The sequence below is a fragment of the Corynebacterium singulare genome (assembly GCF_000833575.1).
In the GTDB taxonomy this organism is placed as follows: Bacteria; Actinomycetota; Actinomycetes; order Mycobacteriales; family Mycobacteriaceae; genus Corynebacterium; species Corynebacterium singulare.
On sequence record NZ_CP010827.1, the window covers coordinates 1,357,949 to 1,384,255 of the forward strand.

At 61.3% G+C, this 26,307-nt stretch carries 23 protein-coding genes; 22 read left to right on the forward strand and 1 reads right to left on the reverse strand.

Going from position 1 to position 26,307, the window contains the following annotated elements; translation table 11 throughout:
- Positions 1 to 12: 12 nt before the first annotated feature.
- Positions 13 to 1,350, reverse strand: coding sequence for a TIGR01777 family oxidoreductase (locus CSING_RS06325; RefSeq protein ID WP_042530697.1), 1,338 nt, complete (start codon positions 1,348 to 1,350; stop codon positions 13 to 15).
- 171 nt (positions 1,351 to 1,521) lie between these two features.
- Between CSING_RS06325 and pyrR the strand changes: the two genes are divergently transcribed.
- The 22 genes from pyrR (at position 1,522) to uvrC (ending at position 26,282) form a co-directional block, all read left to right on the forward strand.
- The gene (gene pyrR, locus CSING_RS06330) at positions 1,522 to 2,118 is read left to right on the forward strand and encodes a bifunctional pyr operon transcriptional regulator/uracil phosphoribosyltransferase PyrR (RefSeq protein ID WP_042530699.1); all 597 of its coding nucleotides are present in this window, start codon (positions 1,522 to 1,524) and stop codon (positions 2,116 to 2,118) included.
- Positions 2,119 to 3,090 (forward strand): aspartate carbamoyltransferase catalytic subunit, encoded by a 972-nt coding sequence (locus tag CSING_RS06335; protein ID WP_042530701.1) that lies wholly within the window; start codon positions 2,119 to 2,121, stop codon positions 3,088 to 3,090.
- Between the two features lie 18 nt (positions 3,091 to 3,108).
- Positions 3,109 to 4,461, forward strand: a complete 1,353-nt coding sequence (locus tag CSING_RS06340; protein WP_042530703.1) for a dihydroorotase — start codon at positions 3,109 to 3,111, stop codon at positions 4,459 to 4,461.
- A gap of 117 nt (positions 4,462 to 4,578) precedes the next feature.
- Entirely contained in the window at positions 4,579 to 5,724 is a 1,146-nt protein-coding gene (gene carA / locus CSING_RS06345) for a glutamine-hydrolyzing carbamoyl-phosphate synthase small subunit (protein ID WP_042533227.1), read from the forward strand.
- A 30-nt stretch (positions 5,725 to 5,754) separates the two neighbouring features.
- A complete protein-coding gene (gene carB, locus CSING_RS06350) occupies positions 5,755 to 9,096 on the forward strand; it encodes a carbamoyl-phosphate synthase large subunit (RefSeq protein WP_042530705.1) in 3,342 nt (1,113 codons plus the stop codon).
- On the forward strand, positions 9,080 to 9,919 hold the full coding sequence (pyrF, locus tag CSING_RS06355) for an orotidine-5'-phosphate decarboxylase (protein WP_042530707.1): 840 nt from the start codon (positions 9,080 to 9,082) through the stop codon (positions 9,917 to 9,919). Before carB ends, pyrF begins: the two co-directional genes overlap by 17 nt.
- Before the next feature lie 258 nt (positions 9,920 to 10,177).
- The gene (gene mihF / locus CSING_RS06360) at positions 10,178 to 10,498 is read left to right on the forward strand and encodes an integration host factor, actinobacterial type (RefSeq protein ID WP_039675208.1); all 321 of its coding nucleotides are present in this window, start codon (positions 10,178 to 10,180) and stop codon (positions 10,496 to 10,498) included.
- A gap of 8 nt (positions 10,499 to 10,506) precedes the next feature.
- The gene (gene gmk / locus CSING_RS06365) at positions 10,507 to 11,076 is read left to right on the forward strand and encodes a guanylate kinase (protein ID WP_042530710.1); all 570 of its coding nucleotides are present in this window, start codon (positions 10,507 to 10,509) and stop codon (positions 11,074 to 11,076) included.
- A gap of 38 nt (positions 11,077 to 11,114) precedes the next feature.
- On the forward strand, positions 11,115 to 11,417 hold the full coding sequence (gene rpoZ, locus CSING_RS06370; protein WP_042530712.1) for a DNA-directed RNA polymerase subunit omega: 303 nt from the start codon (positions 11,115 to 11,117) through the stop codon (positions 11,415 to 11,417).
- 144 nt (positions 11,418 to 11,561) lie between these two features.
- Positions 11,562 to 12,803 (forward strand): bifunctional phosphopantothenoylcysteine decarboxylase/phosphopantothenate--cysteine ligase CoaBC, encoded by a 1,242-nt coding sequence (coaBC, locus tag CSING_RS06375; RefSeq protein ID WP_042530714.1) that lies wholly within the window; start codon positions 11,562 to 11,564, stop codon positions 12,801 to 12,803.
- A gap of 130 nt (positions 12,804 to 12,933) precedes the next feature.
- Positions 12,934 to 14,157, forward strand: coding sequence for a methionine adenosyltransferase (metK, locus tag CSING_RS06380; RefSeq protein ID WP_042530716.1), 1,224 nt, complete (start codon positions 12,934 to 12,936; stop codon positions 14,155 to 14,157).
- Positions 14,158 to 14,168: 11 nt separating this feature from the next.
- Positions 14,169 to 16,202, forward strand: a complete 2,034-nt coding sequence (locus tag CSING_RS06385) for a primosomal protein N' (RefSeq protein WP_042530718.1) — start codon at positions 14,169 to 14,171, stop codon at positions 16,200 to 16,202.
- Positions 16,203 to 16,350: 148 nt separating this feature from the next.
- Positions 16,351 to 16,860 carry a peptide deformylase gene (gene def / locus CSING_RS06390; RefSeq protein ID WP_042530720.1) on the forward strand — a complete coding sequence of 170 codons (510 nt, stop codon included), beginning with the start codon at positions 16,351 to 16,353 and terminating at the stop codon, positions 16,858 to 16,860.
- 35 nt (positions 16,861 to 16,895) lie between these two features.
- Positions 16,896 to 17,876 carry a methionyl-tRNA formyltransferase gene (gene fmt, locus CSING_RS06395; protein WP_042530722.1) on the forward strand — a complete coding sequence of 327 codons (981 nt, stop codon included), beginning with the start codon at positions 16,896 to 16,898 and terminating at the stop codon, positions 17,874 to 17,876.
- A complete protein-coding gene (locus CSING_RS06400) occupies positions 17,873 to 19,465 on the forward strand; it encodes an RsmB/NOP family class I SAM-dependent RNA methyltransferase (protein WP_042530724.1) in 1,593 nt (530 codons plus the stop codon). Before fmt ends, CSING_RS06400 begins: the two co-directional genes overlap by 4 nt.
- Before the next feature lie 28 nt (positions 19,466 to 19,493).
- Complete coding sequence (gene rpe, locus CSING_RS06405; RefSeq protein ID WP_042530727.1) at positions 19,494 to 20,171, forward strand: ribulose-phosphate 3-epimerase; 678 nt, start codon at positions 19,494 to 19,496, stop codon at positions 20,169 to 20,171.
- Between the two features lie 11 nt (positions 20,172 to 20,182).
- On the forward strand, positions 20,183 to 21,196 hold the full coding sequence (ribD, locus tag CSING_RS06410) for a bifunctional diaminohydroxyphosphoribosylaminopyrimidine deaminase/5-amino-6-(5-phosphoribosylamino)uracil reductase RibD (protein ID WP_144403120.1): 1,014 nt from the start codon (positions 20,183 to 20,185) through the stop codon (positions 21,194 to 21,196).
- Between the two features lie 4 nt (positions 21,197 to 21,200).
- The gene (locus tag CSING_RS06415) at positions 21,201 to 21,815 is read left to right on the forward strand and encodes a riboflavin synthase (RefSeq protein WP_042530728.1); all 615 of its coding nucleotides are present in this window, start codon (positions 21,201 to 21,203) and stop codon (positions 21,813 to 21,815) included.
- Between the two features lie 11 nt (positions 21,816 to 21,826).
- Positions 21,827 to 23,089 carry a bifunctional 3,4-dihydroxy-2-butanone-4-phosphate synthase/GTP cyclohydrolase II gene (locus CSING_RS06420; protein WP_042530730.1) on the forward strand — a complete coding sequence of 421 codons (1,263 nt, stop codon included), beginning with the start codon at positions 21,827 to 21,829 and terminating at the stop codon, positions 23,087 to 23,089.
- Positions 23,090 to 23,110: 21 nt separating this feature from the next.
- Positions 23,111 to 23,593: a 6,7-dimethyl-8-ribityllumazine synthase gene (gene ribH / locus CSING_RS06425; protein ID WP_042530732.1), complete on the forward strand. Its 483-nt coding sequence runs from the start codon at positions 23,111 to 23,113 to the stop codon at positions 23,591 to 23,593.
- Between the two features lie 68 nt (positions 23,594 to 23,661).
- Positions 23,662 to 24,228, forward strand: coding sequence for a PH domain-containing protein (locus CSING_RS06430; protein ID WP_042533231.1), 567 nt, complete (start codon positions 23,662 to 23,664; stop codon positions 24,226 to 24,228).
- Entirely contained in the window at positions 24,228 to 26,282 is a 2,055-nt protein-coding gene (gene uvrC / locus CSING_RS06435; protein WP_042530734.1) for an excinuclease ABC subunit UvrC, read from the forward strand. The genes CSING_RS06430 and uvrC overlap by 1 nt, the downstream gene beginning before the upstream one ends.
- Positions 26,283 to 26,307: the final 25 nt, after the last annotated feature.

The following is a 26,307-nucleotide window of genomic DNA, read 5'->3' on the forward strand; positions in this document are numbered from 1 at the left end:
AGCGGGTGGGGCCTAGAAGAGCTCCTCGCCGCCCAATTCATGGGCAAGCGCTTGGTCTACCTCGCTGTAGCGGAAAACATGCCCTAACTCGTCTAACTTTGCGGGTATCACCTTTTGATTGGCCAGGGCAAGCTCACGGGCGCCTTCCTTGCCTAGGAGCACGGCGGGGCCTAGCTCCGGAATCGGAATGATGGTGGGGCGGTGCAGCTCGGAGCCCAGAGCAGCGACATAGTCGCGATTGCGGACCGGGGTCGGGGAGACGGCGTTGATGGGGCCCCTCCACCTCTGGTCCAGCGCGGCACGAACGTACATATCCTCGAGGTCATCTTGGGCAACCCAGCTGTACCACATCTCGCCCTTGCCAAAAGCGCCGCCACACCCCGTGGAGAACAGCGCACGCAACAGCGGGAGCATCCCGCCGTTTCCGGACTGGACGATTCCGGTACGCATGTTCACCACGCGTTTACCGGCAGCAACCGCCGGCGCACAGGCATGCTCCCAAGCTTCCACCACGTCGGCAAGGAAACCCTCGCCACGCGCGGAATTCTCCGTCAGTTCTTCATCACCGCGGTCAGGCCCATAGAAACCAATCGCCGAAGCACAGACCATGGCACTGAGTGATGTGGTCTCCGCGGCGATCTGCGCCAGCAGGTGTGTTGGGCCCACGCGGGAATCCCGAATGGCCTGTTTGTGGGAGCTGTTGAAGCGGCCAAAGATGGGCTCGCCAGCCAAGTGGATGAGCACGTCCACGCCTTCCAGCAGGTTTTTGGCAGGTAAGTGTGGCCGCCACAGGCGCTCGCCCACGCTCGGAGTGGCGCGAACCAAGGGGATGACGGTGTGGCCGAGCGTAGTGAGCTGTGCTGCGACGGCCTTGCCCACCGTGCCGTGGGAACCGGTGAGGGCGATGGTCAGAGGATTATCGTTCAGCGCGCCCAAGCGCTGTGCGAACCGGAAGTCCTCGATGAGCTGATGCTGGCGGTAGGCAAACGTGGACCTGACGGCCGCGGTGGGGATGCGGGTATGAACCTTGTCCGTGATCAGTGTGCCGTCCGGGTGATCTTCGAAGTGATGCTCATGACGCCAGTTCGCCAGCACGCGGAAAGGGGCGTTGACGCACACGTCGGCGAAGGACTTCTGCGGTTGGTAACCCGCCAAGTCATGGCGGGCGACCCATTTCAGCCCGCCCGGCAGGCCCAGTATGGACGTGCCGGTGGCTAGAGACTCTGCCTGGCGGATGGGAGTCATGACACCAAACGGTGCGTTCAATCGAAGGAGTGCCCCGGGACGCTCGTGCCACCGCCACACCTCCTCGCGTGATGCTGGAACAACGTGCTGGGTGGTGAAACTCACTAGTGGACAACCTGTCTTAAAGATAGTGGGGCATGAAGGCTGGGTTTTAGCCTTCAACAGTGCACGGAAAAAGTGCTAAGGTTGGTGCTGGCTTTCAAGCATAGACAGTCTTTCTAACCATTGTCCGACATCCTTTAAAGACCGCACTGTGAGGCGGGGAAGGAGGTCACGATGAGTGAAACCGACATTCACGCGGAGTCCAACGAGCTTTTGAGCTCGTCAGACGTCGCGCGCACCGTCGCACGCATCGCGCACCAGATCATTGAAAAAACCGCGTTGGATTCGAGTGACTCACCGCGAGTCATTCTCCTTGGCATTCCCTCTGGTGGCGTGCCACTAGCCCAGCGCCTTGCTGAAAAAATAGAGGAATTCTCCGGGGTAGAGGTTCCCTGGGGTTCTCTCGACATCACCTTGTACCGTGATGATCTTTATTCGCGCCCACACCGCGCGCTTAAGCCCACTACTGTGCCGGACGGCGGTATCAACGCCACCACCGTCATCCTCGTGGATGATGTGCTCTATTCCGGCCGCACGATTCGCGCCGCGCTCGATGCGTTGGCGGATATTGGCCGCCCCGACATTATCCAGCTCGCGGTCTTGGTGGATCGCGGCCACCGCCAGGTCCCCATACGCGCAGACTATGTGGGCAAGAACATTCCCACCGCGCGTGATGAGGACGTCACCGTCTACAACGCCGATATCGACGGTCGTGACGCCGTCGTGCTCACCCGCTCGGTCGTGTCGGCTGAGCCCGGCAAGGAGGCCTAAATGAAACATCTCATTAACATCGCTGATGTGAGCGCCCAGGAGATTCTCGGGCTCATGGATGAAGCGGATCGCTTCCGCGAGGCACTTGATGGCCGCGAGGTCAAGAAGCTGCCTACCCTTCGAGGTCGCACGGTCTTCACCCTGTTCTATGAAAACTCCACTCGCACGCGCTCGTCCTTTGAGACCGCTGGCAAGTGGATGTCTGCGGATGTCATTAACCTCTCTGCGTCGAGCTCTTCCGTGAACAAGGGCGAGTCCCTCAAGGACACTGGCTTGACGCTGACCTCGATTGGCGCGGATGCCATCATCATTCGCCACCCGTCCTCGGGTGCTGCGCAGCAGCTGGCCAGCTGGGTCGCCCCAGACGGACAGGGGCCGAGCGTCATCAACGCCGGAGACGGTTCGCACCAGCATCCGACGCAGGCGCTTCTCGACGCCACCACGATGCGCCAACGCCTCAACCTCGATACCGAGCGCTCCGCGGGCGGCACGGGTTTTGAAGGCCTTAAGGTCACCATCGTCGGTGACTGCCTGCACTCCCGCGTGGTGCGCTCCAACGTGGATTTGCTCTCCACCTTGGGCGCTGAGGTCACCCTCGTTGCGCCGCCGACGCTGCTGCCCTATGGGGTAGACACCTGGCCGGTGCGCGTCTCACACGACCTCGATGCCGAGGTGGCTAATGCAGACGTCGTTATGATGCTGCGCGTGCAGGCCGAGCGTATGAACGGCGGTTTCTTCCCGTCTCATCGTGAATACGCCTCCCTTTATGGTCTATCCAAGGATCGCGCGGCGGCGATGAAGAAGGATGCGATCATCATGCACCCAGGGCCGATGGTCCGCGGCATGGAAATCAACTACGCCGTGGCGGACTATGACAATGCGGCCGTGCTTCAGCAGGTTAACAACGGCGTCCACGTGCGCATGGCCACCTTGTTTACGCTGCTTACCAATGGCGAGAACGCCGGAATCTAGACGAGGAGATACTGAGATATGACTACTTATCCTGACACCGGCGCGCTGTCTGCACCCGCAGAAGGCACCCTGCTCATTACTAATGTTCGCCCTTATGGTGAAGGCGAGCCGACGAGCGTCCTCATCAAGGATGGCGTCATTGCGTCGCTGGGCACCGCGAACGACGCAACGGAGGATACTGAGCCCGACCGGACCATCGATGCCGGCGGTCATGTCCTGCTGCCCGGCCTGGTGGATATGCACGTTCACCTGCGCGAGCCCGGCCGTGAGGATACCGAGACCATTGAGACGGGCTCGCGGGCCGCTGCCAAGGGCGGATTCACCGCCGTGTTCACTATGGCGAACACCTCTCCCGTGACCGACCAGCCCATCATCGCTGAGTCTGTCTGGGCCAAGGGCCAGGCCCGCGGCCTGTGTGATGTCCACCCGGTTGGCTCTATAACCAAGGGCCTTGAAGGCAAGACGCTCACCGAATTTGGCATGATGGCGCGGTCTGATGCCAAGGTGCGCATGTTCTCCGATGACGGAAAGTGCGTCCAGGACCCGCAGCTCATGCGTCGCGCCCTGGAGTACGCCAAGGGCCTTGATGTTCTCTTGGCACAGCACGCTGAGGACCACCGCATGACCGAAGGTGCTTCCGCCAACGAGGGTGAGGTCGCTGCACGCCTGGGCCTGCGCGGATGGCCGCGCGTGGCGGAAGAATCCATTGTCGCCCGCGACGCACTCTTGGCCCGTGACTACGGCAACCGCATGCACATCTGCCATGCGTCCACCAAGGGCACCGTCGAGCTGCTCAAGTGGGCGAAGGAGCAGGACATTCCACTGACTGCCGAGGTCACCCCGCACCACTTGCTCATGACCGATGAGAAGCTCGTGACCTATGACGGTGTCTTCCGCGTGAACCCGCCGCTGCGCGAGGAAGCAGATACCTTGGCGCTGCGCCAGGCGCTTCTCGACGGCCTCATTGACGTCGTCGCCACCGACCATGCCCCGCACGGAAGCGAAGACAAGTGCGTTGAGTTCGAGAACGCTAAGCCTGGCATGCTGGGCTTGGAGTCCTCACTCGCGGTCATCGCCAAGCTTTTCGTCGCTACCGGGCTCGCGGACTGGCGCTTCGTTGCCCGCGTCATGTCTGAGCGTCCAGCCGAAATCACCCGTCTGCCCGGCCACGGCCGCCCCATCGCCGTGGGCGAGCCAGCCAACCTCACCATCGTCGATCCAAAACACTCGTGGGTATCCGATTCCACCCGCCTGGCTTCTAAATCGGACAACAACCCCTATGAGGGCGAGGAATTCGGCGCGCGCGTGACCCACACCATTCTGCGCGGCGCGGTGACGTATGACCTCGCCGCCGACCAATCGGGACAATAGTTACTTAGAGACACCACGAGCACCTAGTGCTACATACTGAAAGGCCACCACACAGTGACTTCCACAGAAACTTCTTCTGCAACCGCGACCGGTGAGGCGTCGTCAAGCGCCCAGCCCATTCCCGCCATCCTGGTACTCGCTGATGGCCGCACCTTCCGCGGCCACGGCTTCGGCGCGACTGGCACCACCCTGGGCGAGGCCGTCTTCACCACCGCCATGACCGGCTACCAGGAAACCATGACGGACCCGTCGTACCACCGCCAGATTGTCGTGACCGCTGCCCCGCAGATCGGCAACACCGGCTGGAATGACGAGGACAATGAGTCCCACGGGGACACGATCTGGGTCGCCGGCCTCGTCATCCGCGACCTGGCACGCCGCGTCTCCAACTGGCGCGCTGCGCGTACTTTGCCGGAGGAGATGGAAAAGCAAGGCATCATCGGCATCAGCGGAATCGACACCCGTACCGTGGTGCGACACCTGCGCAACCACGGCTCCATCAAGGCCGGTCTCTTCTCCGGCGAAGCCGCTGAGAGGGACGTTGCGGAGCTCATCGAGGAGGTCAAGAACCAACCGTCTATGGCCGGTCTGGACCTGTCCGAGGAGGTCTCCACGGATAAGCCCTACACCATTGAGGCAGTCGGGGAGAAGTGCTACACCGTCGTTGCCTACGACATGGGTGTGAAGACCGCTACGCCGAACAACTTTGCGCAGCGCGGCATCGAAACCATCGTCGTTCCGGCCAATACTCCGTTTGAGGAGATCACGCAGTACAACCCGGACGGTGTCTTCGTCTCCAACGGCCCGGGTGACCCGGCTACGGCCGACGCCATGGTGGAGGTCGTCCGTGACATCCTCGCCGCCAAGTACCCCTTCTTTGGCATCTGCTTTGGTAATCAGATCCTTGGCCGCGCGCTGGGCATGGACACCTACAAGCTCAAGTTCGGACACCGCGGCATCAACGTGCCGGTGCGCAACCAGCTCACCGGCAAGATTGACATCACGTCCCAGAACCATGGCTTCGCCCTGGCCAGCCCGTCTGGCAAGGAGGACCCTGCCGGCGAGGAATTCGATACCGACTTCGGCCCAGCCATCGTCTCCCACACTTGCCTGAACGACAACACCATTGAAGGCGTTGCCCTCAAGGATGGGATGGCCTACTCGGTGCAGTACCACCCGGAGTCTGCTGCTGGCCCCCACGATGCCAACTCGCTCTTTGACCAGTTCATCGAGCTTATGGCCGAAAAGTCCCCGAACAAGTAAACCGCAACCAGGAAAAGGAAGAAGAAACTTATGCCAAAGCGCACCGACATCAATCACGTCCTGGTTATCGGCTCCGGCCCGATCGTCATCGGCCAAGCCTGCGAGTTCGACTACTCCGGCACCCAGGCGTGCCGCGTCCTGAAGGAAGAGGGCCTGCGCGTGACGCTGGTCAACTCCAACCCGGCCACCATCATGACGGACCCGGAGTTCGCCGATCACACCTACGTCGAGCCCATCGAGCCGGAATTCATTGAGAAGATCCTCCTGAAGGAAAAGGAAGAAGGCCACCCCATCGATGCCGTGCTGGCAACCCTTGGTGGCCAGACCGCTCTCAACGCTGCGGTTCAGCTAGACCGCCTCGGCATCCTGGACAAGTACGGTATCGAACTCATCGGCGCGGACATCGACGCCATTGAGCGCGGTGAAGACCGCCAGAAGTTCAAGGACATCGTTGCCTCCATTGGTGGCGAGTCCGCGCGGTCCCGCGTGTGCCACTCCATGGAGGAAGTCCACGAGACCGTGGCGGAACTCGGACTGCCGGTCGTCGTACGGCCGTCTTTCACCATGGGCGGCCTAGGCTCTGGTCTCGCCTTCAACGAGGAGGATCTTGAGCGCATCGCTGGCGGCGGCTTGGCTGCGTCGCCCGAAGCTAATGTGCTCATCGAAGAATCCATCCTGGGCTGGAAGGAATTTGAGCTTGAGCTCATGCGTGATGGCGACGACAACGTGGTGGTTATTGCCTCCATCGAGAACGTCGACGCTCTGGGCGTGCACACGGGTGACTCCGTGACCGTGGCCCCGGCGCTGACCTTGACCGACCGCGAGTACCAGAAGATGCGTGACCAGGGCATCGCCATCATCCGAGAGGTCGGCGTTGACACCGGTGGCTGCAACATTCAGTTTGCTGTTAACCCCCAGGACGGCCGCATCATCACCATTGAGATGAACCCGCGCGTTTCCCGTTCCTCCGCGTTGGCATCTAAGGCCACTGGTTTCCCGATTGCGAAGCTGGCGGCCAAGCTGGCCATCGGCTACACCCTCGATGAGGTGCGCAACGACATCACCGGAGTTACTCCAGCTGCATTTGAGCCGACCTTGGACTACGTCATTGTCAAGGCTCCGCGCTTTGCTTTTGAGAAGTTCCCAGGCGCCGATGACACCTTGACCACCACGATGAAGTCGGTGGGTGAGGCCATGGGCATTGGTCGAAACTACATTTCCGGCCTTAACAAGGTTATGCGCTCGTTGGAAGGCAAGCCCGCTGGTTTCTGGACCCAGCCGGATGAGTACTTCGCTGGTGAACGCGCCACCGACCTGGAAGCAGTGCTGAAGGACTTGGAGCGCCCGACCGAAGGCCGCATGTACGACATCGAGCTGGCCTTCCGCCTCGGTGCCACCGTGGAACAGCTCCACGAGCACTCCAAGCTCGACCCGTGGTTCCTGGCTGAGCTCGAGGCGCTCGTCGATTTCCGCACAGAGCTCGTCGAAGCACCGGTGCTTGATGCCGCGCTCCTGCGTCGCGCCAAGGTCTTTGGCCTGTCCGACGCCCAGATTGCCGCCCTGCGTCCGGAGTTTGCTGGCGAGGACGGCGTGCGCTCCCTGCGCTGGTCCCTGGGCATTCGTCCGGTGTACAAGACCGTCGATACGTGTGCTGGTGAGTTTGAGGCGCAGACCCCGTACCACTACAGCACCTATGAGCTGGACCCAGATGCTGAGTCCGAGGTCGGCCCGATGGCGGAGGGGAAGAAGGGCAAGGTCATCATCTTGGGCTCCGGCCCGAACCGCATCGGTCAAGGCATCGAGTTTGACTACTCCTGCGTCCACGCCGCCCTGGAGCTGTCCCGCAAGGGGTATGAGACCGTCATGGTCAACTGCAACCCGGAGACCGTGTCCACGGACTACGACACCGCGGATCGTCTCTACTTCGAGCCGTTGACCTTCGAGGACGTTATGGAGGTCTACCACGCTGAGGCGCAGTCCGGCGAGGTCGCCGGCGTCATCGTCCAGCTCGGTGGCCAAACCCCGCTCGGCCTGGCAGAGCGCCTCACCGCTGCGGGCGTACCGGTGGTGGGCACTTCCGCTGCTGCCATTGACCTGGCAGAGGACCGCGGCGAGTTCGGCAAGGTCCTGGAAGAAGCCGAGCTGCCGGCCCCGGCCTTCGGTACCGCCACGTCCTTTGACGAGGCCCGCGAGGTTGCCGCTGGCATTGGCTACCCGGTGCTAGTCCGCCCGTCCTACGTGCTGGGTGGACGCGGCATGGAGATCGTCTATGACGAGGGCTCCCTGCGTGACTACATCGACCGCGCTACCGAAATCACCTCCGATCACCCCGTCTTGGTGGATCGCTTCCTTGATAACGCCATCGAGATCGACGTCGATGCGCTGTGCGACGGCGAGGAGGTCTACCTGGGCGGCGTCATGGAACACATTGAGGAAGCCGGCATCCACTCTGGTGACTCCTCGTGCGCGCTCCCGCCGATGACGCTTGGCCCGCAGGATATTGAGAAGGTGCGTGAATCGACGCGTCGACTAGCGCACGGCATTGGCGTCAAGGGTCTGATGAACGTTCAATACGCCCTCAAGGACGACACTCTGTACGTCATTGAGGCTAACCCTCGTGCCTCCCGTACCGTGCCGTTCGTGTCCAAAGCCACGGGTGTTCCGCTGGCCAAGGCTGCCGCGCGCGTCATGCTGGGTGATTCCATTGCGCAATTGCGTGGAGAAGGCATCATCCCGTCCAACTACGATGGCGGATCCCTCCCGCTGGAGCACCCGATTGCGGTGAAGGAAGCCGTCCTTCCGTTCAACCGCTTCCGCCGCCCAGATGGACAGCTGCTGGACACCCTGCTGTCCCCAGAGATGAAGTCCACTGGTGAGGTGATGGGCTTGGCCGATAACTTCGGCGCGGCCTACGCCAAGGGTGAGACGGCGGCCTTCGGTGAGCTGCCAACGGAGGGCACGGTCTTCGTATCCGTGGCTAACCGTGACAAGCGCACCCTGATTTTCCCGATCCAGCGTCTGGCCTATATGGGCTACACCATCGTGGCCACCGATGGCACTGCGCAGATGTTGCGTCGCAATGGTGTGGAGTGTGAGGTCGCTACGAAGGTTTCGGAGGCCAAGGACGGCGAGGAGTCCATCGTTGATGCCATCCTCGGCGGCAAGGTGGACCTCATCCTCAACACCCCAGCTGGTTCCGCGGGTGCCCGCCACGATGGCTATGACATCCGTGCCGCCGCTGTGTCGGTTGGTGTTCCGCTGGTCACGACTGTCCAGGGCGTCACTGCCGCGGTGCAGGGTATTGAAGCATTGCGCCAGGGTGATCTCAAGGTGCGCGCACTTCAGGAGCTCGAGCATGCCCCAGCCAAGTAGCACTGTCGCGTCCTTTGGCGAGCGCGCTGTCGCAGCCGGACGTGAGCGAGGACGTCTGTGCGTGGGCATTGACCCGCACCCACACCTACTTGAGGCGTGGGGCCTGACTGTCGATGTTGACGGCCTGCGCACCTTCACCATGACGTGTGTGGAGGCTTTTGCTGACACCGCAGCCATAGTGAAGCCGCAGGTGGCTTTCTTCGAGCGCTTCGGCTCCCGCGGCTTCGCAGTGCTAGAGGACGCCCTGGCGGCGCTGCGTGAGCAGGGCTGCTTGAGTCTGGCCGATGCCAAACGCGGCGATATCGGCTCCACCATGGCCGGCTATGCCGATGCCTGGCTGGGGGAGAGCTCTCCTCTGCGTGCGGACGCCGTAACGGTGTCGCCCTACCTCGGCGTTGGTGCTCTGAATCCAGTCTTTGACCTTGCCGAGGCGACAGGCAGGGGAGTATTCGTTCTTGCCGCGACCTCAAATCCGGAAGCAGTGGCCCTCCAGTCATTAAGCGTTGATGGGCGAAGTGTAGCCCAACGCGTTGTGGACGAGCTCGCAGAACGCAACACGGCGGCCGGGGCGGCTGTAGGTGCTCTCGGCGTGGTCGTTGGCGCGACCCTCGACACGCCGCCCGAGCTAGACCAATTAAATGGTCCTGTGCTGCTTCCAGGCGTCGGCGCCCAGGGAGCCACGCCTGACGACGTCCGTACACTGACTGCGGCGGCGCCTGAACTGGGGTTTGCCAACGTGTCACGAGCCATTCTTTCACATGGCCCACAGGTCGCTGACCTGCGTGAATCCGTCATATCGACGGCTGCGGAGTTCCGGGATTAAGTGTGCGGCGCGCCCGATTAACGAGCGCGCCGTTTACCTGGTATTTTGTTTAGGGCATATGCGTTGACGTGCAGGAACCTTTAGAACAAGGGGGCCGGGTTACGTCATCGTGTACAGACCAGTGCTAGGATTGCCAGAAGTCGGTTCGTGGAGATGCTAAAAGCTATTTCGCGCTGGGGAAACAAACCCCTGAGGACCGAAAATCTGGTGCTAGCCATCAGACGAAAATGTTCACACTAATGAAATCGGAGGAAACCCGTGGCCCTTCCCAAGTTGACTGATGAGCAGCGCAAGGAAGCTCTCGCAAAGGCCGCTGAGGCCCGCAAGGCTCGCGCTGAGCTTAAGGCTGCGCTGAAGCGCGGCGAGACCAACCTGCAGGACGTTCTGGAGAAGGCTGAGACCGACGAGATTATCGGCAAGACCAAGGTCTCTGCTCTCCTCGAGGCCCTGCCGAAGGTGGGCAAGGTCAAGGCCAAGGAAATCATGGAGGACCTGGAGATTGCTCAGACCCGTCGCCTGCGTGGCCTGGGTGACCGTCAGCGTCGCGCCCTGCTCGAGCGTTTCGGCTACGGCGAGTAATTAGCGCAATGGCTGACGAAACTGCACGCGGACGGCTGGTCGTACTGGCCGGTCCGTCTGCTGTGGGTAAGTCCACTGTGGTTTCGCGCCTGCGTGACGATATTGACAACCTCTACTTCAGCGTCTCTATGACGACGCGCCAACCCCGTCCTGGCGAGTCCGACGGGGTTGACTATTTCTTCGTCAGCCCGGAGGCCTTCCAGGAGCACATTGACGCCGGAGACATGCTCGAGTGGGCAGAAATTCATGGCGGCTTGCAGCGTTCCGGTACGCCGGCTCAGCCCGTGCAGGAGGCCATGACGTCTGGTCGCCCGGTGTTGGTGGAGGTTGATCTTGCAGGCGCCCGCAACGTCAAAGCGGCGATGCCGGAGGCGGAAACCGTGTTTCTCGCCCCGCCGTCATGGGAAGTTCTGGTTGAGCGCCTTACTGGGCGGGGAACCGAACCCCAGGACGTTATCGACCGCAGGTTGCAGACCGCAGAGACGGAGCTTGCCGCGCAAAAGGAGTTCGACCACGTCGTTGTCAATAATGACCTCGATGAGGCCGTTGCTGCTATTAGTGCTATCCTGCGTGGATAGACCAAGATTTTGACCATCTATCAACAGTAAAGGTGCATGTGACCAACGTGACCACACCTGCTAATTCTGAGGCCGTCAAGCCGGAGCCAGTCTTCGATCCGCCGACGGGCATTACCGCCCCGCCGATCGATGAGCTCCTGGACAAGGTCTCGTCCAAGTACGCACTGGTGATCTTCGCTGCAAAGCGCGCGCGTCAGATCAACAGCTACTACCAGGAACAAGACGAAGGCGTATTCGAGTTCGTTGGACCGCTGGTGACCCCGGAGCCGGGTGAGAAGCCGCTGTCCATCGCTCTGCGCGAAATTGAGGCCGGTCTCCTAGACCACGAGGAAGGCAACTAATCTTCCTTGAGCGCTCGGCAGGCGGGTGAGTGCCCGGTGCCGCGCCTTGTAACCCACCCTGTGCATCGTGTGCGGATGCCCGGGTGGGTTTTCTGCGTCTTGGGTAACATTGTCCGAGTGAATGACGTACAGGAGAACCCAGACATGACCAGCAACCCGCGTCGCATTCTTGTCGGCGTGGCGGGTGGTATCGCCGCGTATAAGGCCTGCCACCTCATTCGTGACTTCAAAGAGCATGGCGATGATGTGCGCGTGGTTCCCACCGAACCCGCGCTCAACTTTGTTGGGGCAGCAACTTTTGAGGCGCTTTCTGGGAACCCAGTGTCGACCACGGTTTTCGATGCTGTGGATGACGTTCAGCATGTGGCCTTGGGGCAGCAGGCCGACGCCGTCGTCATTGCTCCAGCGACTGCGGACCTCATTGCCCGCTTGGCCGGTGGCCGTGCTGATGACTTGCTAACAGCCTCAGTCCTCGTGGCTACCTGCCCGATCGTCGTTGTGCCTGCCATGCACACGGAGATGTGGCTTAACCCGGCTACGCAGGACAATGTTGCTACGCTTCGTCGCCGTGGCATCACTGTTATGGAACCCGCTCATGGGCGTCTTACCGGCAAGGACACCGGCGCTGGGCGTCTTCCGGAACCTAGCCAAATTGCGGAGTTTGCACGTACGGTCCTTGCCGGCCACCCCGTTCCGTTCGATTGGAAGGGCCGTAAGGTCGTGGTTTCTGCTGGCGGCACCCAGGAAAACCTCGATCCGGTTCGCTACATAGGTAATCGATCGTCCGGACGCCAGGGTTTCGCCTTGGCGGAGCTCGCTGCACAGCGGGGCGCGGACGTGACCATCGTGGCTGGAAATACCGAGGAAATTCCTGTGCCGTCGGGAGCGACTATTCTCCGTGTGACGTCGACGCGCGACATGGAGAAGGCCATGAATGAGTCCGCGGCTGATGCCGATGTTGTCATCATGGCGGCCGCTGTAGCGGATTATCGTCCAGCTACTGTTGCTGGCTCGAAGATGAAAAAGGGAGCTGCGGACGAGCAACTCGCGCAGCTCGAGCTGGTGGAGAATCCGGATATCCTTAAGGGCCTTGTAGCCCGCCGTGACGGCGGTGAGCTCAAGAAAGATGCTGTCATCGTGGGCTTTGCTGCAGAAACTGGTGATGCAAACACGAGTGTGCTTGAGTACGCCCAGCAGAAATTCAAGAAAAAGGGCTGCGATGTGCTCATGGCCAATGAAGTGGGTGAGGGCAAAGTATTTGGACAGTCCACGAGCGCCGGCTGGATTCTTCGCCGAAATGCCGAACCGCTGGAGGTCGCTCACGGCAGTAAACAGGTGGTTGCGGCACAGATTCTCGATGCTGTGAATGAAAAGCTAGCGAAGTAGTGGTCGTTCTTGCAGATATAGACTGCTTGGTCTACGATGGCCTAGTGTTAACGCGTCGGGCTTTCAAGCTGGCATTGCGTCCCAGTTTCTTTTTTCCTTACGGCGCGCAGTACTAGTTAAAGGACTATGTGTGACTGAATCAGCTTCTCAGGCAGTACGCCTCTTCACCAGCGAATCCGTGACCGAAGGCCACCCGGATAAAATTTGCGACGCAATCTCGGACGCCATTCTTGACGCCCTTTTGGAGGCCGACCCGGACGCCCACGTCGCCGTGGAGACCTTGGTGACGACTGGCCAGGTCCACGTCGTCGGTGAGGTTCGCACCTCCGGGTACGTGGAGATCCCGCAGATTGTGCGCAAGACCCTCGTTGACATTGGATTTACCTCCTCCGATGTTGGCTTCGATGGCCACACCTGCGGTGTCAACGTGGCCATTGGTGAGCAGTCCCAGGAAATCGGCGCTGGTGTGGACGCATCGACCGAGGTGCGTTCCGGAACCTATGAGGATGATGACCAGTATGGTGCGGGTGACCAGGGCCTCATGTTCGGCTATGCCACCAATGAAACCCCGGAGTTCATGCCGCTGCCTATTTCCACGGCACACCGCCTCTCGCGCCGTCTTACCCAGGTGCGTAAGGAGGGCATCGTGCCCTCCCTGCGCCCCGACGGTAAGACCCAGGTGACCTTCGCCTATGACGAGGACGATGTTCCTACTCACCTGGAGACCATCGTTATCTCCACGCAACATGATCCGGACGTGACGCAGGACTGGCTCATGGAACAGTTGCGCACCAACGTGGTGGAGTGGGTCGTGAGCGATGCCAACCTGAGTAAGTACTACACCGAGGACACGGAGTTACTGATCAACCCGTCCGGATCTTTCATCCTTGGCGGCCCGATGGGTGATGCTGGCCTGACCGGCCGCAAGATTATCGTCGATACTTATGGCGGCATGGCCCGCCATGGTGGTGGCGCGTTCTCCGGCAAGGACCCGAGCAAGGTTGACCGTTCCGCTGCGTACGCCATGCGGTGGGTGGCCAAGAACATCGTGGCAGCCGAGCTTGCTGACCGCGCTGAGGTGCAGGTTGCCTATGCCATTGGCCGTGCAAAGCCAGTGGGCCTCTACGTTGAGACCTTCGGCACGGCAAAGAATGGACTGAGCGACAGTGCCATTCAGGCCGCGGTCAACAAGGTCTTTGATCTTCGTCCTGCCGCCATCATTCGTGATTTGGACTTGCTTCGCCCGCTATACAGCGCAACTGCAGCCTACGGTCACTTCGGCCGTACTGACGTTGATCTCCCTTGGGAGGACACCACCCGTGCCGAGGAACTGCGCCGCGCCGCAGGCCTGTAGAATCGGGCGCCATGCCCAAGAAGACACCCGCCGCCCATCAACCGGTCGCGCGGGTGTTGCCCTTATTAGGGGTTGCACACCTGGATAGATCCTTTGACTACCTCATTGATGAGGCCGATTCGGAGGTTGCGCAGCCGGGTGTTCGGGTGAGGATTAGGTTCAATGGCCGGCTTGTCGACGCCATCCTCCTCGCCCGCGGCAGTGACTCCGAGTTCGATGGATCGCTACGCTACATCGACCGCGTAATCTCACCTTTTGCGGTCTATACGCCGGCCATGTCTGCCCTGGTGGAGTCATTAGCCGCGCGCTATGGCGGAGTTCGCTCCGACATTATCCGCACCGCGATTCCTTCCCGCCATGCCAAGGCAGAAGAAGCAGATCTCGAGACTCCGTGGGAGGAACTTGGTACTACCGAGCATCCTGACTTGTCGGCGTGGTCGCACTATGTTCATGGCGAGTCCTTCGTCGATTCGGTACTGGAAGGCAAGATTGCCCGCGCTGCCTGGCAAATCGCGCCCGGCGCGGACTGGGCCGATGCCCTGGCTGCCTTGGGAACGAGCGTGGCGCTCACTGGCGGGGGAGTGCTCCTCGTCGTACCTGATCAGCGTGATCTTGACTGCTTGGAAGCGGCCTTCCGTCAGTATGTGTCCGCCAAGCAGATCACGGTGTTGGCCCATAGTACTGGCCCTCAGGCGCGTTATCGGCGTTACCTGTCCGCACTAACGGGCCAATCCCGCATCGTTATTGGCACACGTTCGGCCGCATTTGCTCCGGTCAAGGACCTTCAGCTGGCCGTCATCCTTAACGATGGCGACGACAACCTTGTTGACAACCTCAAACCCTATGTCCATGCCCGCGAGGTTCTCAGCACTCGCTCTGCTCAAGAAAGCTGCAGCCTCATTCTCGCCGGGCATTCGCGTACAGCGGAAGCCCAGTTGCTGGTTGAGTCCGGGTGGGCGCACGATCTTCTCCCGACCGAGGAGTCAGTGGCAGCCTCCTGCCCCGACATCGTGCCGGTAGGCCGCTTCGGCGTGAACCTCACTAGGCACATGCAGGGCGGAACGACCTCTGTGTCCGGGCCCGCCTTCCAGGCAACACGCGCTGCTTTGGAGCGTGGCGAACCAGTGCTGGTACAGGTTCCGCGCAAGGGGTATGCGCCGATTCTGGCGTGTGGGAACTGTTCCTCCCCGGCGCGCTGCCGACACTGCAATGGGCCGTTGGGCCTGCCGTCCGCTGGTGGTCGCGACACCCAGTCCGCTGCTTTGCCCACTTGTCGCTGGTGCGGGCGTGTGGATACACATTACCGTTGCTCTGACTGCGGTTCACCGCGGCTTCGAGCCATCGTCTTGGGCTCTGAGCGCACCGCGGAAGAGATGGGCCGTGCCTTCCCGCAGACGCGAGTTATCCAGTCGGGCGGTTCCAAGGTCATCGACGAAATAGCCCGCGAACCCGCGCTCGTCATAGCCACCCCCGGCGCGGAGCCACGCATCGAGGAAGGCGGGCGCTATGGAGCGGCCCTTCTTGTCGAGACCGGAGCGCTCTTGGGCCGACAGGATCTTCGCGCCACGGAAGACACCCTCGCCACATGGGCGGCAGCAGCAACACGCGTCAAGCCCGCACAGGATGGTGGCGTAGTTATCGTTGCCGCCGATGACCAGCTGGCTTTGGTCGGCTTCTTTGCACGTTGGGACATGGTAGGCGCCGCCGCCGCAGAGTTGCAGGCCCGCCGTGAAGTACGTTTCCCGCCAGCTGTTCATATGGCAGCCATCGATGGCGCCGATGCCTCCCTTGATGCCTTTCTTGAGCTCTCTGAGCTTCCAGAACACGCGGAGCTTCTGGGACCTGTACCGCTCCCACCCGGCGTCAGCCTTCCGGGCGACTATGACCGGGAGAGGGGAGGTGAGCCGCAGCGCCTGCTCGTGCGCACACCTTTAGGACCGCGTGCGGAGCTCGGCACAGCCTTGCGAAAGGCTAATGCGGTACGCAGCGCGCGCAAAGATGTGTTGCCCTTGCGTATTGCGGTCGATCCCATCAACATCGGCTAACTGGCTGATGCCGTCGGAGTCGGAGAGGTACGGGCTGGCGGGGTGAATAGGGCAGGATGCAGACGGGGTGAGGGGGCCTCGTCGCCAAGCGCGGTGCCTCGTGAACTATTGTCGGTCTGTAACGCCCCAACGAAGAGGAGTACTCACCATGACCGTGCGCAAGGTTCGCCTGTATGGCGATCCCGTCCTCAACACCCGTGCCGATGAGATCACCGACTTCGGCCCGTCCTTGGAGCGCCTAGCTCAGGACATGCTTGAGACCATGGAGGATGCCGGTGGAGTCGGGCTGGCGGCCAACCAGATTGGCTTGACCAAGCGTATCTTCGTCTTCGATTGCACCCACTACCAGGATGGTCTGCGCGGCGCCATAGTGAACCCGGAGTGGGAGGCCATTGGGGAGGAGACGCAGTTGGGCACCGAAGGCTGCCTGTCCATCCCAGGTATCTCGCAGCCGACCGAGCGCTTCAACACCGTGCGGGTACGCGGCGTCGATACAGCAGGCCGCCCGATCGCCATGGTGGCGTCTGGGTTGATGGCTCGCTGTATCCAGCACGAAACCGATCACCTCGACGGCGTACTCTTTCTGCAGCGCCTGAGTGATGACCTGCGTAAAGAATCCATGAAGACCATCCGCGAAGCGGATTGGTTTAACGCTTAGATCCATACCTAACCAAGAAAGAGACACGACCTACTGTGCGTATCGTTTTCGCCGGAACCCCTGAACCTGCCGTGGTGGCGCTGGAGAAGCTCATTGCCTCGCGCCACGAGGTGGCTGCCGTTATTACCCGTCCGGATGCCCGCCGTGGACGTGGCCGCAGTCTGCATCCCAGTCCAGTTAAGGCCTTGGCCGAAGAGCACGGCATAGAGGTGCTTACCCCGACCACTCTCAAGGCCGGCACTGAGGACGGCGATGCGCTGCGTGCACGCTTGGCGGAGCTTTCGCCAGAAGCCATTCCAGTGGTGGCCTATGGCAACCTCATTACTGAGGATCTCCTCGACGTGCCCACGCACGGCTGGGTGAACCTGCACTTTTCTCTGCTTCCGGCGTGGCGAGGTGCAGCCCCAGTCCAGGCATCCATCGCTGCGGGTGATGAGGAAACAGGAGCCACGACGTTCCGCATTGACAAGGGCCTCGACACTGGTGACATTCTTGCCACTGTGGAAGAATCCATCCAGCCTACCGATACTGCTGATGATCTCCTTACGCGCTTAGCTTATTCCGGCGCGGACTTGCTCGTGCGCACGATGGATGGTCTCGAGGACGGCAGCATCACCCCGAAGCCGCAGCAGGGGGAGGCCACCTACGCGCACAAAATTGCTACGGAGGACGCCCGCATCGACTGGGCGGCGCCTGCCGACGTCATTGATCGCCACATCCGTGCGCATACCCCAGGCCCTGGCGCATGGACGCTACTGGGCGAATCCCGTCTCAAGGTTGGTCCGGTGACGGCGGCACCTCAGTTCTCGGAAGAGAATGATTCCGCCAGTAACGCTCTTCGCCCTGGTGAAGTTCGCGTGGCCAAGAAGGATGTCCTCGTGGGGACCGGCAGCAGTCCGGTTCGTTTGGGCCAGATTCAACCGCCCGGTAAGAAGATGATGAACGCCGCCGACTGGGGCAGGGGCCTCAGCAGCAAGATGACTCAGGATGGCAAGGATGAGGTGATCTTTTCATGAGCGGAGGATTCAGATCCCGAAGCAAGTCCGGGGATCCCGCTGACCGCGGCAGGAAAGAGCGAGGAAACACAGGCCAGCGCGGTGCCCAGCACTCGCGTGGACAGCGCTCCGGCAAGTCCGGTGGCCGGCCGAAAGGTGGGCGCAGCCAGCGCGCACATGCTGGAAGTAGGCCACGCGGTGAAGGCCGTGACACGCGCCATTCCCAGGCGGATTCACTGATTCAGTCGGCTCGCCGATGCGGAGTGGATGTGCCACGCGCGGTGGCCTTTGACGTGCTCCGTCGCGTCGATGCTGATGATGCCTTTGCCAACCTCACGCTGCCGAGGGCCTTGAGCGCTAACAAGCTCAGTGGGCGGGACGCTGCGTTCGCCACTGAGCTGACCTACGGCACCCTGCGTACCGAAGGGGTACTCGATGCGGTCATTTCTGAGTGCGCGTCCCGCGGCCTTGAGGCCATGGCCCCGGAGGTGTTGACCGCACTGCGCTTGGGAACCTACCAGGTGTTGTATACCCGCGTGGAGGCGCACGCTGCCGTCGATACCACTGTGCGCCTCGTCGAGGCAGCGGGGCAGGAGAAGGCTAAGGGGTTTGCTAACGGCATCATGCGCACCATTACGCGTACCCCAGCGCAGGAGTGGTTCGATAAGCTCACCCCAGTGGGTGAGCTTGCAGCGGCGGCTTTCCGCCACGCACATCCGGAGTGGATTGCGCGTTCCTTTGCACGCGCGCTCGGGAATTCGGACGAACTTGAACAGGCGCTGGAAGCGGACTCGCAGCGTCCCATCGTTCACCTCGTCGCGCGCCCGGGTGAGATCACCGCGGAAGAGCTGGCGCTCATGACCGGCTGCGAAGAAGGCCGGTATTCGCCCTATGCGGTCTACCTTGAGCAGGGCGATCCGGGTGCGCTGGAGCCGGTACGCCAGGGCATGGCTGCGGTCCAAGATGAAGGATCACAGCTCATTGCCCGTGCGGTAACTGAAGCTCCGCTCAGTGGCGAGGACACTGGCCGCTGGCTCGACTTGTGCGCGGGCCCCGGTGGGAAGGCAGCGCTCATGGGCGCCATTGCCCGTATCGAGAGCGCCACCGTTGACGCCGTGGAGGTTTCACCGCATCGTGCGAAACTCGTGGAGAAGACGGTGGGTGATTTGCCTGTTCGTGTGCACACCGCCGACGGGCGCACTCCCGGACTGGAAGCGGGGTATGACCGCATTCTTGTCGACGCCCCCTGTTCCGGGCTCGGAGCCTTGCGCCGACGTCCCGAGGCACGGTGGCGCAAGTCTGAGTCCGACATTGCTGAACTCACCCGCCTGCAGACAGAGCTGCTTGAGTCCGCTCTGAAACTCGTGCGCCCTGGCGGCGTGGTGGTGTACTCCACGTGTTCGCCAGACCTGCGCGAAACCCGCGAGATCGTCGATGCCGCACTCGCTGAGCACGGTGGCGAGGCGGAGATCCACATTGAGGAACTCGACGCCCGCGACATGCTGCCGACGATGGGCAATATTGGCTCCGAGCTGTCTGCCCAGCTGTGGCCGCACCGTCATGGCACGGATGCAATGTTTTTCGCTATCCTTCGCCGAGTAGCGGACTAGGAGGAGTGAAGGGACTAGGCTGTGTGACATGTCTGCAGAAAAGTCTGGTCCTATCATTGCTCCGTCCATTTTGGCCGCTGACTTCACTCAGCTCGGTGATGAAGTCCGTGCAGTAGCCAACGCGGACTGGATCCACGTTGACATCATGGATGGTCACTTCGTTCCCAATCTGTCGTTCGGCCCGGACATTACCGCCACCGTAGACGGCATCACGCCCCAGACTCTCGACGTGCATCTCATGATTGAAGAACCCGAAAAATGGGTAGAAACATACGCCAAGGCGGGTGCTGATTGCATCATCTTCCACGTCGAAGCCGTAGCGGACAAGGACGCTGCCGTGGCTTTGGCCCACAAGATTCGAAACATGGGCGTGCGCGCGGGTTTCTCCATCAAGCCAGGCACCCCGATCGAGCCGTGGTTGGACACGCTTGAGCACTTTGATGAGGTTCTTGTCATGTCCGTTGAACCTGGCTTTGGTGGCCAAAGCTTCATGCCAGAGCAACTGGACAAGGTCCGGACGCTGCGCCAAACAATCGATGAGCGTGGCTTGGATGTGCTCATCGAAATCGATGGCGGCATATCTGCCGAGACCATTCGGGAATCCGCCGAAGCCGGCTGCGATGCATTTGTGGCAGGTTCGGCCATTTATAAGCAGGACGATAAGGCCGCTGCCGTTGACGAGCTACGCCGTCTAGCAACGCTGTGATCGTATCAGGAATGCTCTCACCAGTAATCCAGCATGCGCTGCGCCTCGCCATGGAGGCCGGCGCACAGGCGCGTGGTACGACGAGCCCCAACCCGCCCGTCGGTGCGGTCATCCTCGATGCGGCCGGTCAGGTCGTAGGCGTGGGCCACACTCAGCCACCGGGTGGGCCGCATGCGGAGATCATGGCTTTGGCAGACGCGGGGGACAAAGCCCGGGGTGGCACCGCAGTGGTGACCCTGGAGCCCTGCAACCACACCGGTCGTACGGGGCCCTGTGCACAGGCGCTTGTCGACGCCTCCGTTAGTGCCGTCTACTACCTCCACTCAGACCCAACCCCTCAAGCAGGGGGAGGAGCAACCACTCTCGCGCGGTCGGGGGTCACTGCCAGACAACTTGATGCCCCTTCTGGGCCACAGGATGTGCTCATCCCCTGGCTGACTGCCGCATCCCTGGGACGTCCTCACGTGACCCTGAAGTTCGCCCAGAGCCTCGATGGTTTCACAGCCGCCGTCGATGGCACGAGCCAGTGGATCACAGGCGAGCGGGCTCGCGAGTATGTTCACGAGGATCGCGCCCGGCGCGATGCCATTCTCATAGGCACTGGCACCGCACTAGCGGATAACCCCTCGCTCACCGCTCGCTTTCCAGACGGCTCGCTGCGTGAAACGCAGCCACGGCGTGTAGTAGTGGGCTCGAGGGACGTGCTTCAGCACGGCGCGGACAACCTTGGAAGCCTAGGCTTCGAGCAGTACGCCACCCCCGAGGAGGCACTGGCGGAGCTCTATTCGAGTGGCGCGCGCGACGTCCTTGTCGAAGGAGGGGCAGGCCTTGCCATCAGCATGCTGGAAATGGGCTGCGTGGATGCCGTGCAGGCCTACCTCGGCAACGTCATTCTCGGTGAGGGCACCGGGGTTCTCGCCCGTGCGGCGGCATCGACGCTGGCCACAGCCCCGCGCTGGCAGCGTACGGCCGTGATGGAACTGGGCGATGATCTGCTTGTTGAATACCGGAAGAAAGGACAATGACATAGTGTTTACGGGACTTGTTGAAGAGATTGGTCGTGTCGATAGCGTGGAGAAGCAGGGCGATGCCGTGCGGCTTGGCATAGCGGCGACCACCGTTCTCGGGGATGCTGCGCTTGGTGACTCCATCGCTGTTAACGGTGTGTGCCTGACCGTGGCCGAGCTGGGCGAAGGCACCTTTATTGCTGACGTTATGCAGGAATCCCTCAACCGCAGTTCGCTTGGTGGGCTGGAAGTAGGTTCTGCAGTGAACCTAGAGCGCGCGGTGCTTCCGACGACACGGCTCGGTGGGCACATCGTCCAAGGACATGTGGATGGCACCGGAGAGCTACTGTCGCGCACGCCTTCTGACAACTGGGACGTGCTGCGCTTTAGCCTGCCTCAGGAACTAGCGCACTATGTGGTGGAGAAGGGATCCATTGCGGTGCAGGGCACCTCATTGACGGTTTCTGCCGTGGGGGAGGATTTCTTTGAGGTCTCTCTGATTCCGACTACTTTGCGCGATACCATCTTCGGTTCCTTGGAGCCTGGTGCACGGGTAAACCTCGAGGTAGACGTTGTAGCAAAGTATGTGGAGAAGATGGTTCACCCTAACGTCACCGCGTACGCGGCGGAGGGATAGAGTTATTTCCTATGAGCGCCGCAGATTCCACCTTCACTTTAGATAGCGTCGACCAAGCCATCGCCGATGTTGCGGCTGGCAAAGCGGTTGTCGTCGTGGACAACGAGGACCGCGAAAACGAGGGTGACCTCATCTTCGCCGCAGAATTGGCCACGCCTGAGCTCGTTGCCTTCATGGTGCGCTACAGCTCCGGCTACATTTGTGCACCGCTGTTGCCCGATGATTGTGAGCGCCTGAACCTTCCACCCATGATGGCCGTCAACCAGGATGTTCGCCACACGGCCTACACCGTGACGGTGGACCTGGCTAACGGCTCCACCGGAATTTCTGCCACCTCGCGCTGCGACACCATCCGCGCGTTGGCGGATCCGTCGTCAGCACCTACTGACTTCACTCGCCCCGGTCACGTCGTTCCCCTCGCTGCTCGCCCCCACGGCGTACTTGAGCGTGACGGCCACACCGAGGCCGCTATCGACCTTGCTCGTCTGGCGGGCCTACGCCCGGCAGGAGTGCTGTGTGAGATCGTCTCTGAAGAGGATCCGACCGATATGGCTCGTTCCCCGGAGCTGCGCCGTTTTGCGGATAAGCACGGTCTGACGATGATCTCCATCGAGCAGCTCATTGAGTGGCGCCGCCACAATGAGCAGCAAGTGACTCGCCAGGTAGAGACCCGCCTGCCCACTGAGCATGGTGAGTTCAAGGCGCTGGGTTACCAGAGTGGCGTCGACAAGCGCGAGCACATTGCCCTCGTCGTGGGTGAGGTTGATGATTACGCCGGTGCTAAGGACGTACCCGTGCGTGTTCATTCCGAGTGTCTTACCGGAGATGTCTTCGGCTCCCAGCGCTGTGACTGTGGTCCGCAGCTTCAGGAATCTCTCCGCGCAGTGCAGGAAGCTGGGCGCGGAATCGTTATCTACCTGCGGGGTCAGGAAGGCCGTGGCATTGGTCTGGTGAACAAGCTCAAGGCCTACAGCCTGCAGGATGGCGGCATGGATACCGTTGACGCAAATGTGGAGCAGGGCCTGCCGGAGGATGCCCGTGAATATTCCGTCGCCGGCCAGATTCTGCGGGACATCGGAGTTAAGTCCGTCAACTTGCTTACCAACAACCCTCACAAGGGCGAAGGCCTGCAGGGCTTTGGCATTGATGCCTCCGCGCGTACCGCCTTGGCAACCCCGGCTACCGCGGAGAACATTGCTTACCTGCGCACCAAGCGCGACCGCATGGGCCATGATCTGCCCCAGGTGGCAGAGTGGGATAAGAAGCACTCTTAACACTTCACGAAGGAGCACACAATGAGCAAAGAAGGCCTGCCGACCCCGAAGAAGGTCTCCGGCGAAGGACTGCGCGTGGCCGTGGTCACGGCGACGTGGAACGAGGAGATCTGCGATCAGCTCCATCGTCGTGCCATAGAGACTGCTGAGGAGGCCGGCGCGGAGGTCACCGCCGTGCGCGTAGTCGGCGCACTAGAGCTTCCCGTCGTGGTGCAGGCCGCCGCACGGACGCACGACGCCGTTGTCGCCTTAGGCTGTGTTGTTCGTGGTGGAACCCCGCACTTTGATTATGTGTGTGACTCGGTAACGCAAGGTTTGACGCGCATCGCGTTGGACGAGTCAACACCAGTAGGAAATGGCGTGCTCACCGTGAACGAGTATGACCAAGCCGTGGATCGCGCTGGCTTTGAGAACTCCGCTGAAGACAAGGGCGCGGAATCTATGCACGCAGCTTTAGAAACAGTGCACACGTTGCGTACACTGAACGGGTCGAACGCGCAGTAGGTTGCACACAGCCCACGCGACGCGGTCCACACCGTGTGGTGGGGAGTATGGAGGAGATGGAGGTCTCGATGACGGACTCACAGGTTCCCTCGGACAAGGAACAGCAGGCGAGTGCTGTTCGCCCAGGGATCAGCGACGAGCAAGTGATGGCGTACACCAGTGCCGATCCCTTCGCCATGACGTCCACCAAGCCGTGGGAATATGAGGCCCGCTCGCCGTTCCTGCGCAAGGTCGCCATCATCTGGATTATCCTCGTCATGGCTGCCCACCTCTTCATGGGCTTCACCGTCGGTCTGTCGTTCACCGGTGCTACGGTCACCACCATCGATAAGTTCGCGTTCCCCGGCGTGGGCGTGGTGATTTCGATCCTGTCCTGGATTGCGCTGACCCGCCCGCGCTTGCGTGCCAACTCCGATGGCGTAGAGGTCCGCAACATCGTCGGCACCCGCTTCTACCCGTGGCAGGTCATCTACGGATTGTCCTTTCCAGAAGGTTCCCGCATGGCACGCATCGAGCTGCCAGATTTTGAATATGTTCCTGTCTGGGCGCTGCAGTCCGGGGACAAGGAGGACGTCATCCCCAAGGTGCGTTCCTTCCGTGACCTTGAAGCCCGCTACATGCCGCAGGACGACTAGTGGCTGATCCCACCACCTATCGCCCGGCGCCGGGGAGTATCCCCACTGATCCGGGCGTTTACAAGTTCAGGGACGAGAATCGCCGCGTTGTCTATGTGGGCAAGGCAAAGAACCTGCGCGCACGCCTGTCTAACTATTTCCAAGACATCACGCAGCTGCATCCCCGCACCCGACAAATGGTGCTCACGGCAGCCTCGGTGGAGTGGACCGTAGTAGCCAGCGAGGTCGAAGCGCTGCAGTTGGAGTACACGTGGATTAAGCGCTTCGATCCGCGCTTCAACGTCATGTACCGCGACGACAAGACCTACCCCATGCTCGCGGTGTCCGTTGGGGAGACCATTCCACGCGCTTTCTTCTATCGTGGCCCGCGGCGCAAAGGAGTGCGTTATTTTGGGCCTTACTCGCATGCCTGGGCCGTGCGAGAGTCCCTCGACTTACTGACTCGGGTGTTTCCCATGCGAACGTGCGCGAAGGGCGTGTACAACCGCCATGAGCGCTTGGGCAGGCCTTGCCTGTTGGGCTACATCGGAAAATGTGACGCGCCGTGTATCGGGCGCGTAAGCCCCGAGGAACACCGTGAGACGGTCAATCAGCTCATCAGCTTTATGAACGGCAACACCGCGCCAGTGCGCAAGCGTCTCACCAAGGAAATGGAAGAGGCTTCCGAGAACCTCGAATTCGAGCTCGCGGCTCGCTTGCGCGATGACTTGGGGGCCATTGACAAGCTCATGGAGCAGCAGGCGGTGGTGCTCTCTGACGGAACCGACGCTGACCTCATCGCCTTCAGCTCCGATGAGTTGGAAGCCGCAGTTCAGATCTTCCATGTCCGTTCCGGCCGCATCCGCGGCCAGCGCGGCTGGGTGGTGGAGCGCTCCGGTGACCAGGCCACGGCAGAACCACGGCAGGAAGGCGAACCGGATCCAGGCCTGCCGGCGTTGATCCAGAACTTCCTCATGCAGTTCTATTCTGACGCCGTCGAGAGGCAGCGCCAAGAAGCCGCCGAAGACGCCAAATTAGAGCGCAGGGGAGTGGACCAGGAGTCTCACATCGACATTCATCGAGGCAATGCCATCCCGCGCGAAATTCTGGTCCAAATGCCACCCGAGGAAGCCGATCAAGTCAAGATAGTTCTGGAGGAGCTTCGCGGCGCACAGGTAGACCTGCGCGTGCCGCAACGCGGCGATAAACGCGCGCTCATGGAGACTGTGGAGCGCAATGCGAAAGAGCAGTTGCGCCAGCATAAACTCAAGCGCGTGGGGGATCTGACGGCGCGCTCGGCTGCTTTGCAGGAGCTGCAGGAAGCCCTGGGCATGGATTCGGCACCACTGCGCATCGAATGTACGGATATTTCGCACATCCAAGGCACCGATGTGGTGGCTTCCCTCGTTGTCTTTGAAGACGGCTTGCCACGCAAGTCGGACTACCGGCGCTACCGAATCAAGGAGGCTGCCGGGGACGGCCACTCCAATGACGTGGCCTCCATCGCGGAGGTCACGCGGCGCCGGTTCAAGCATCACCACGACGACAAACGCGCCGTGCCCGATGAAGAACTGGAAAACACCACCTTCGCGGAGGAGCTCGTGCGGGAGGAAGCGGCCAGCACTACGAAGCGCAGCTCTTATCCTCCGCAACTTTTTATCGTCGACGGCGGAGCACCTCAGGTGGCTGCGGCCCAAGAGGTCTTTGATGAGCTCGGCATTGTTGACGTCACCCTCATAGGCCTTGCCAAGCGCCTTGAAGAAATTTGGGTACCCGGCGACGACGAGCCAGTTATTCTCCCGCGTAACTCCCAAGCGTTGTTTCTTCTTCAGCACCTGCGTGATGAGGCACACCGCGTGGCCATTACGTATCACCGCCAGCAGCGCTCTAAGCGCATGCGGACGTCTGTGCTAGATGCCGTACCTGGACTTGGTCCGCAACGCCGCACCGATTTGGTGAAACACTTTGGCTCCGTCAAAAAACTCAAGGAGGCCAGTGTGGAGGACATTGCTGAGGTCAAGGGCTTTGGTCCGAAGCTGGCGCAGACGGTCTTTGACAATTTGCAACAAACCTAAGATTGCAGGACTGCAAAGGTGGGGC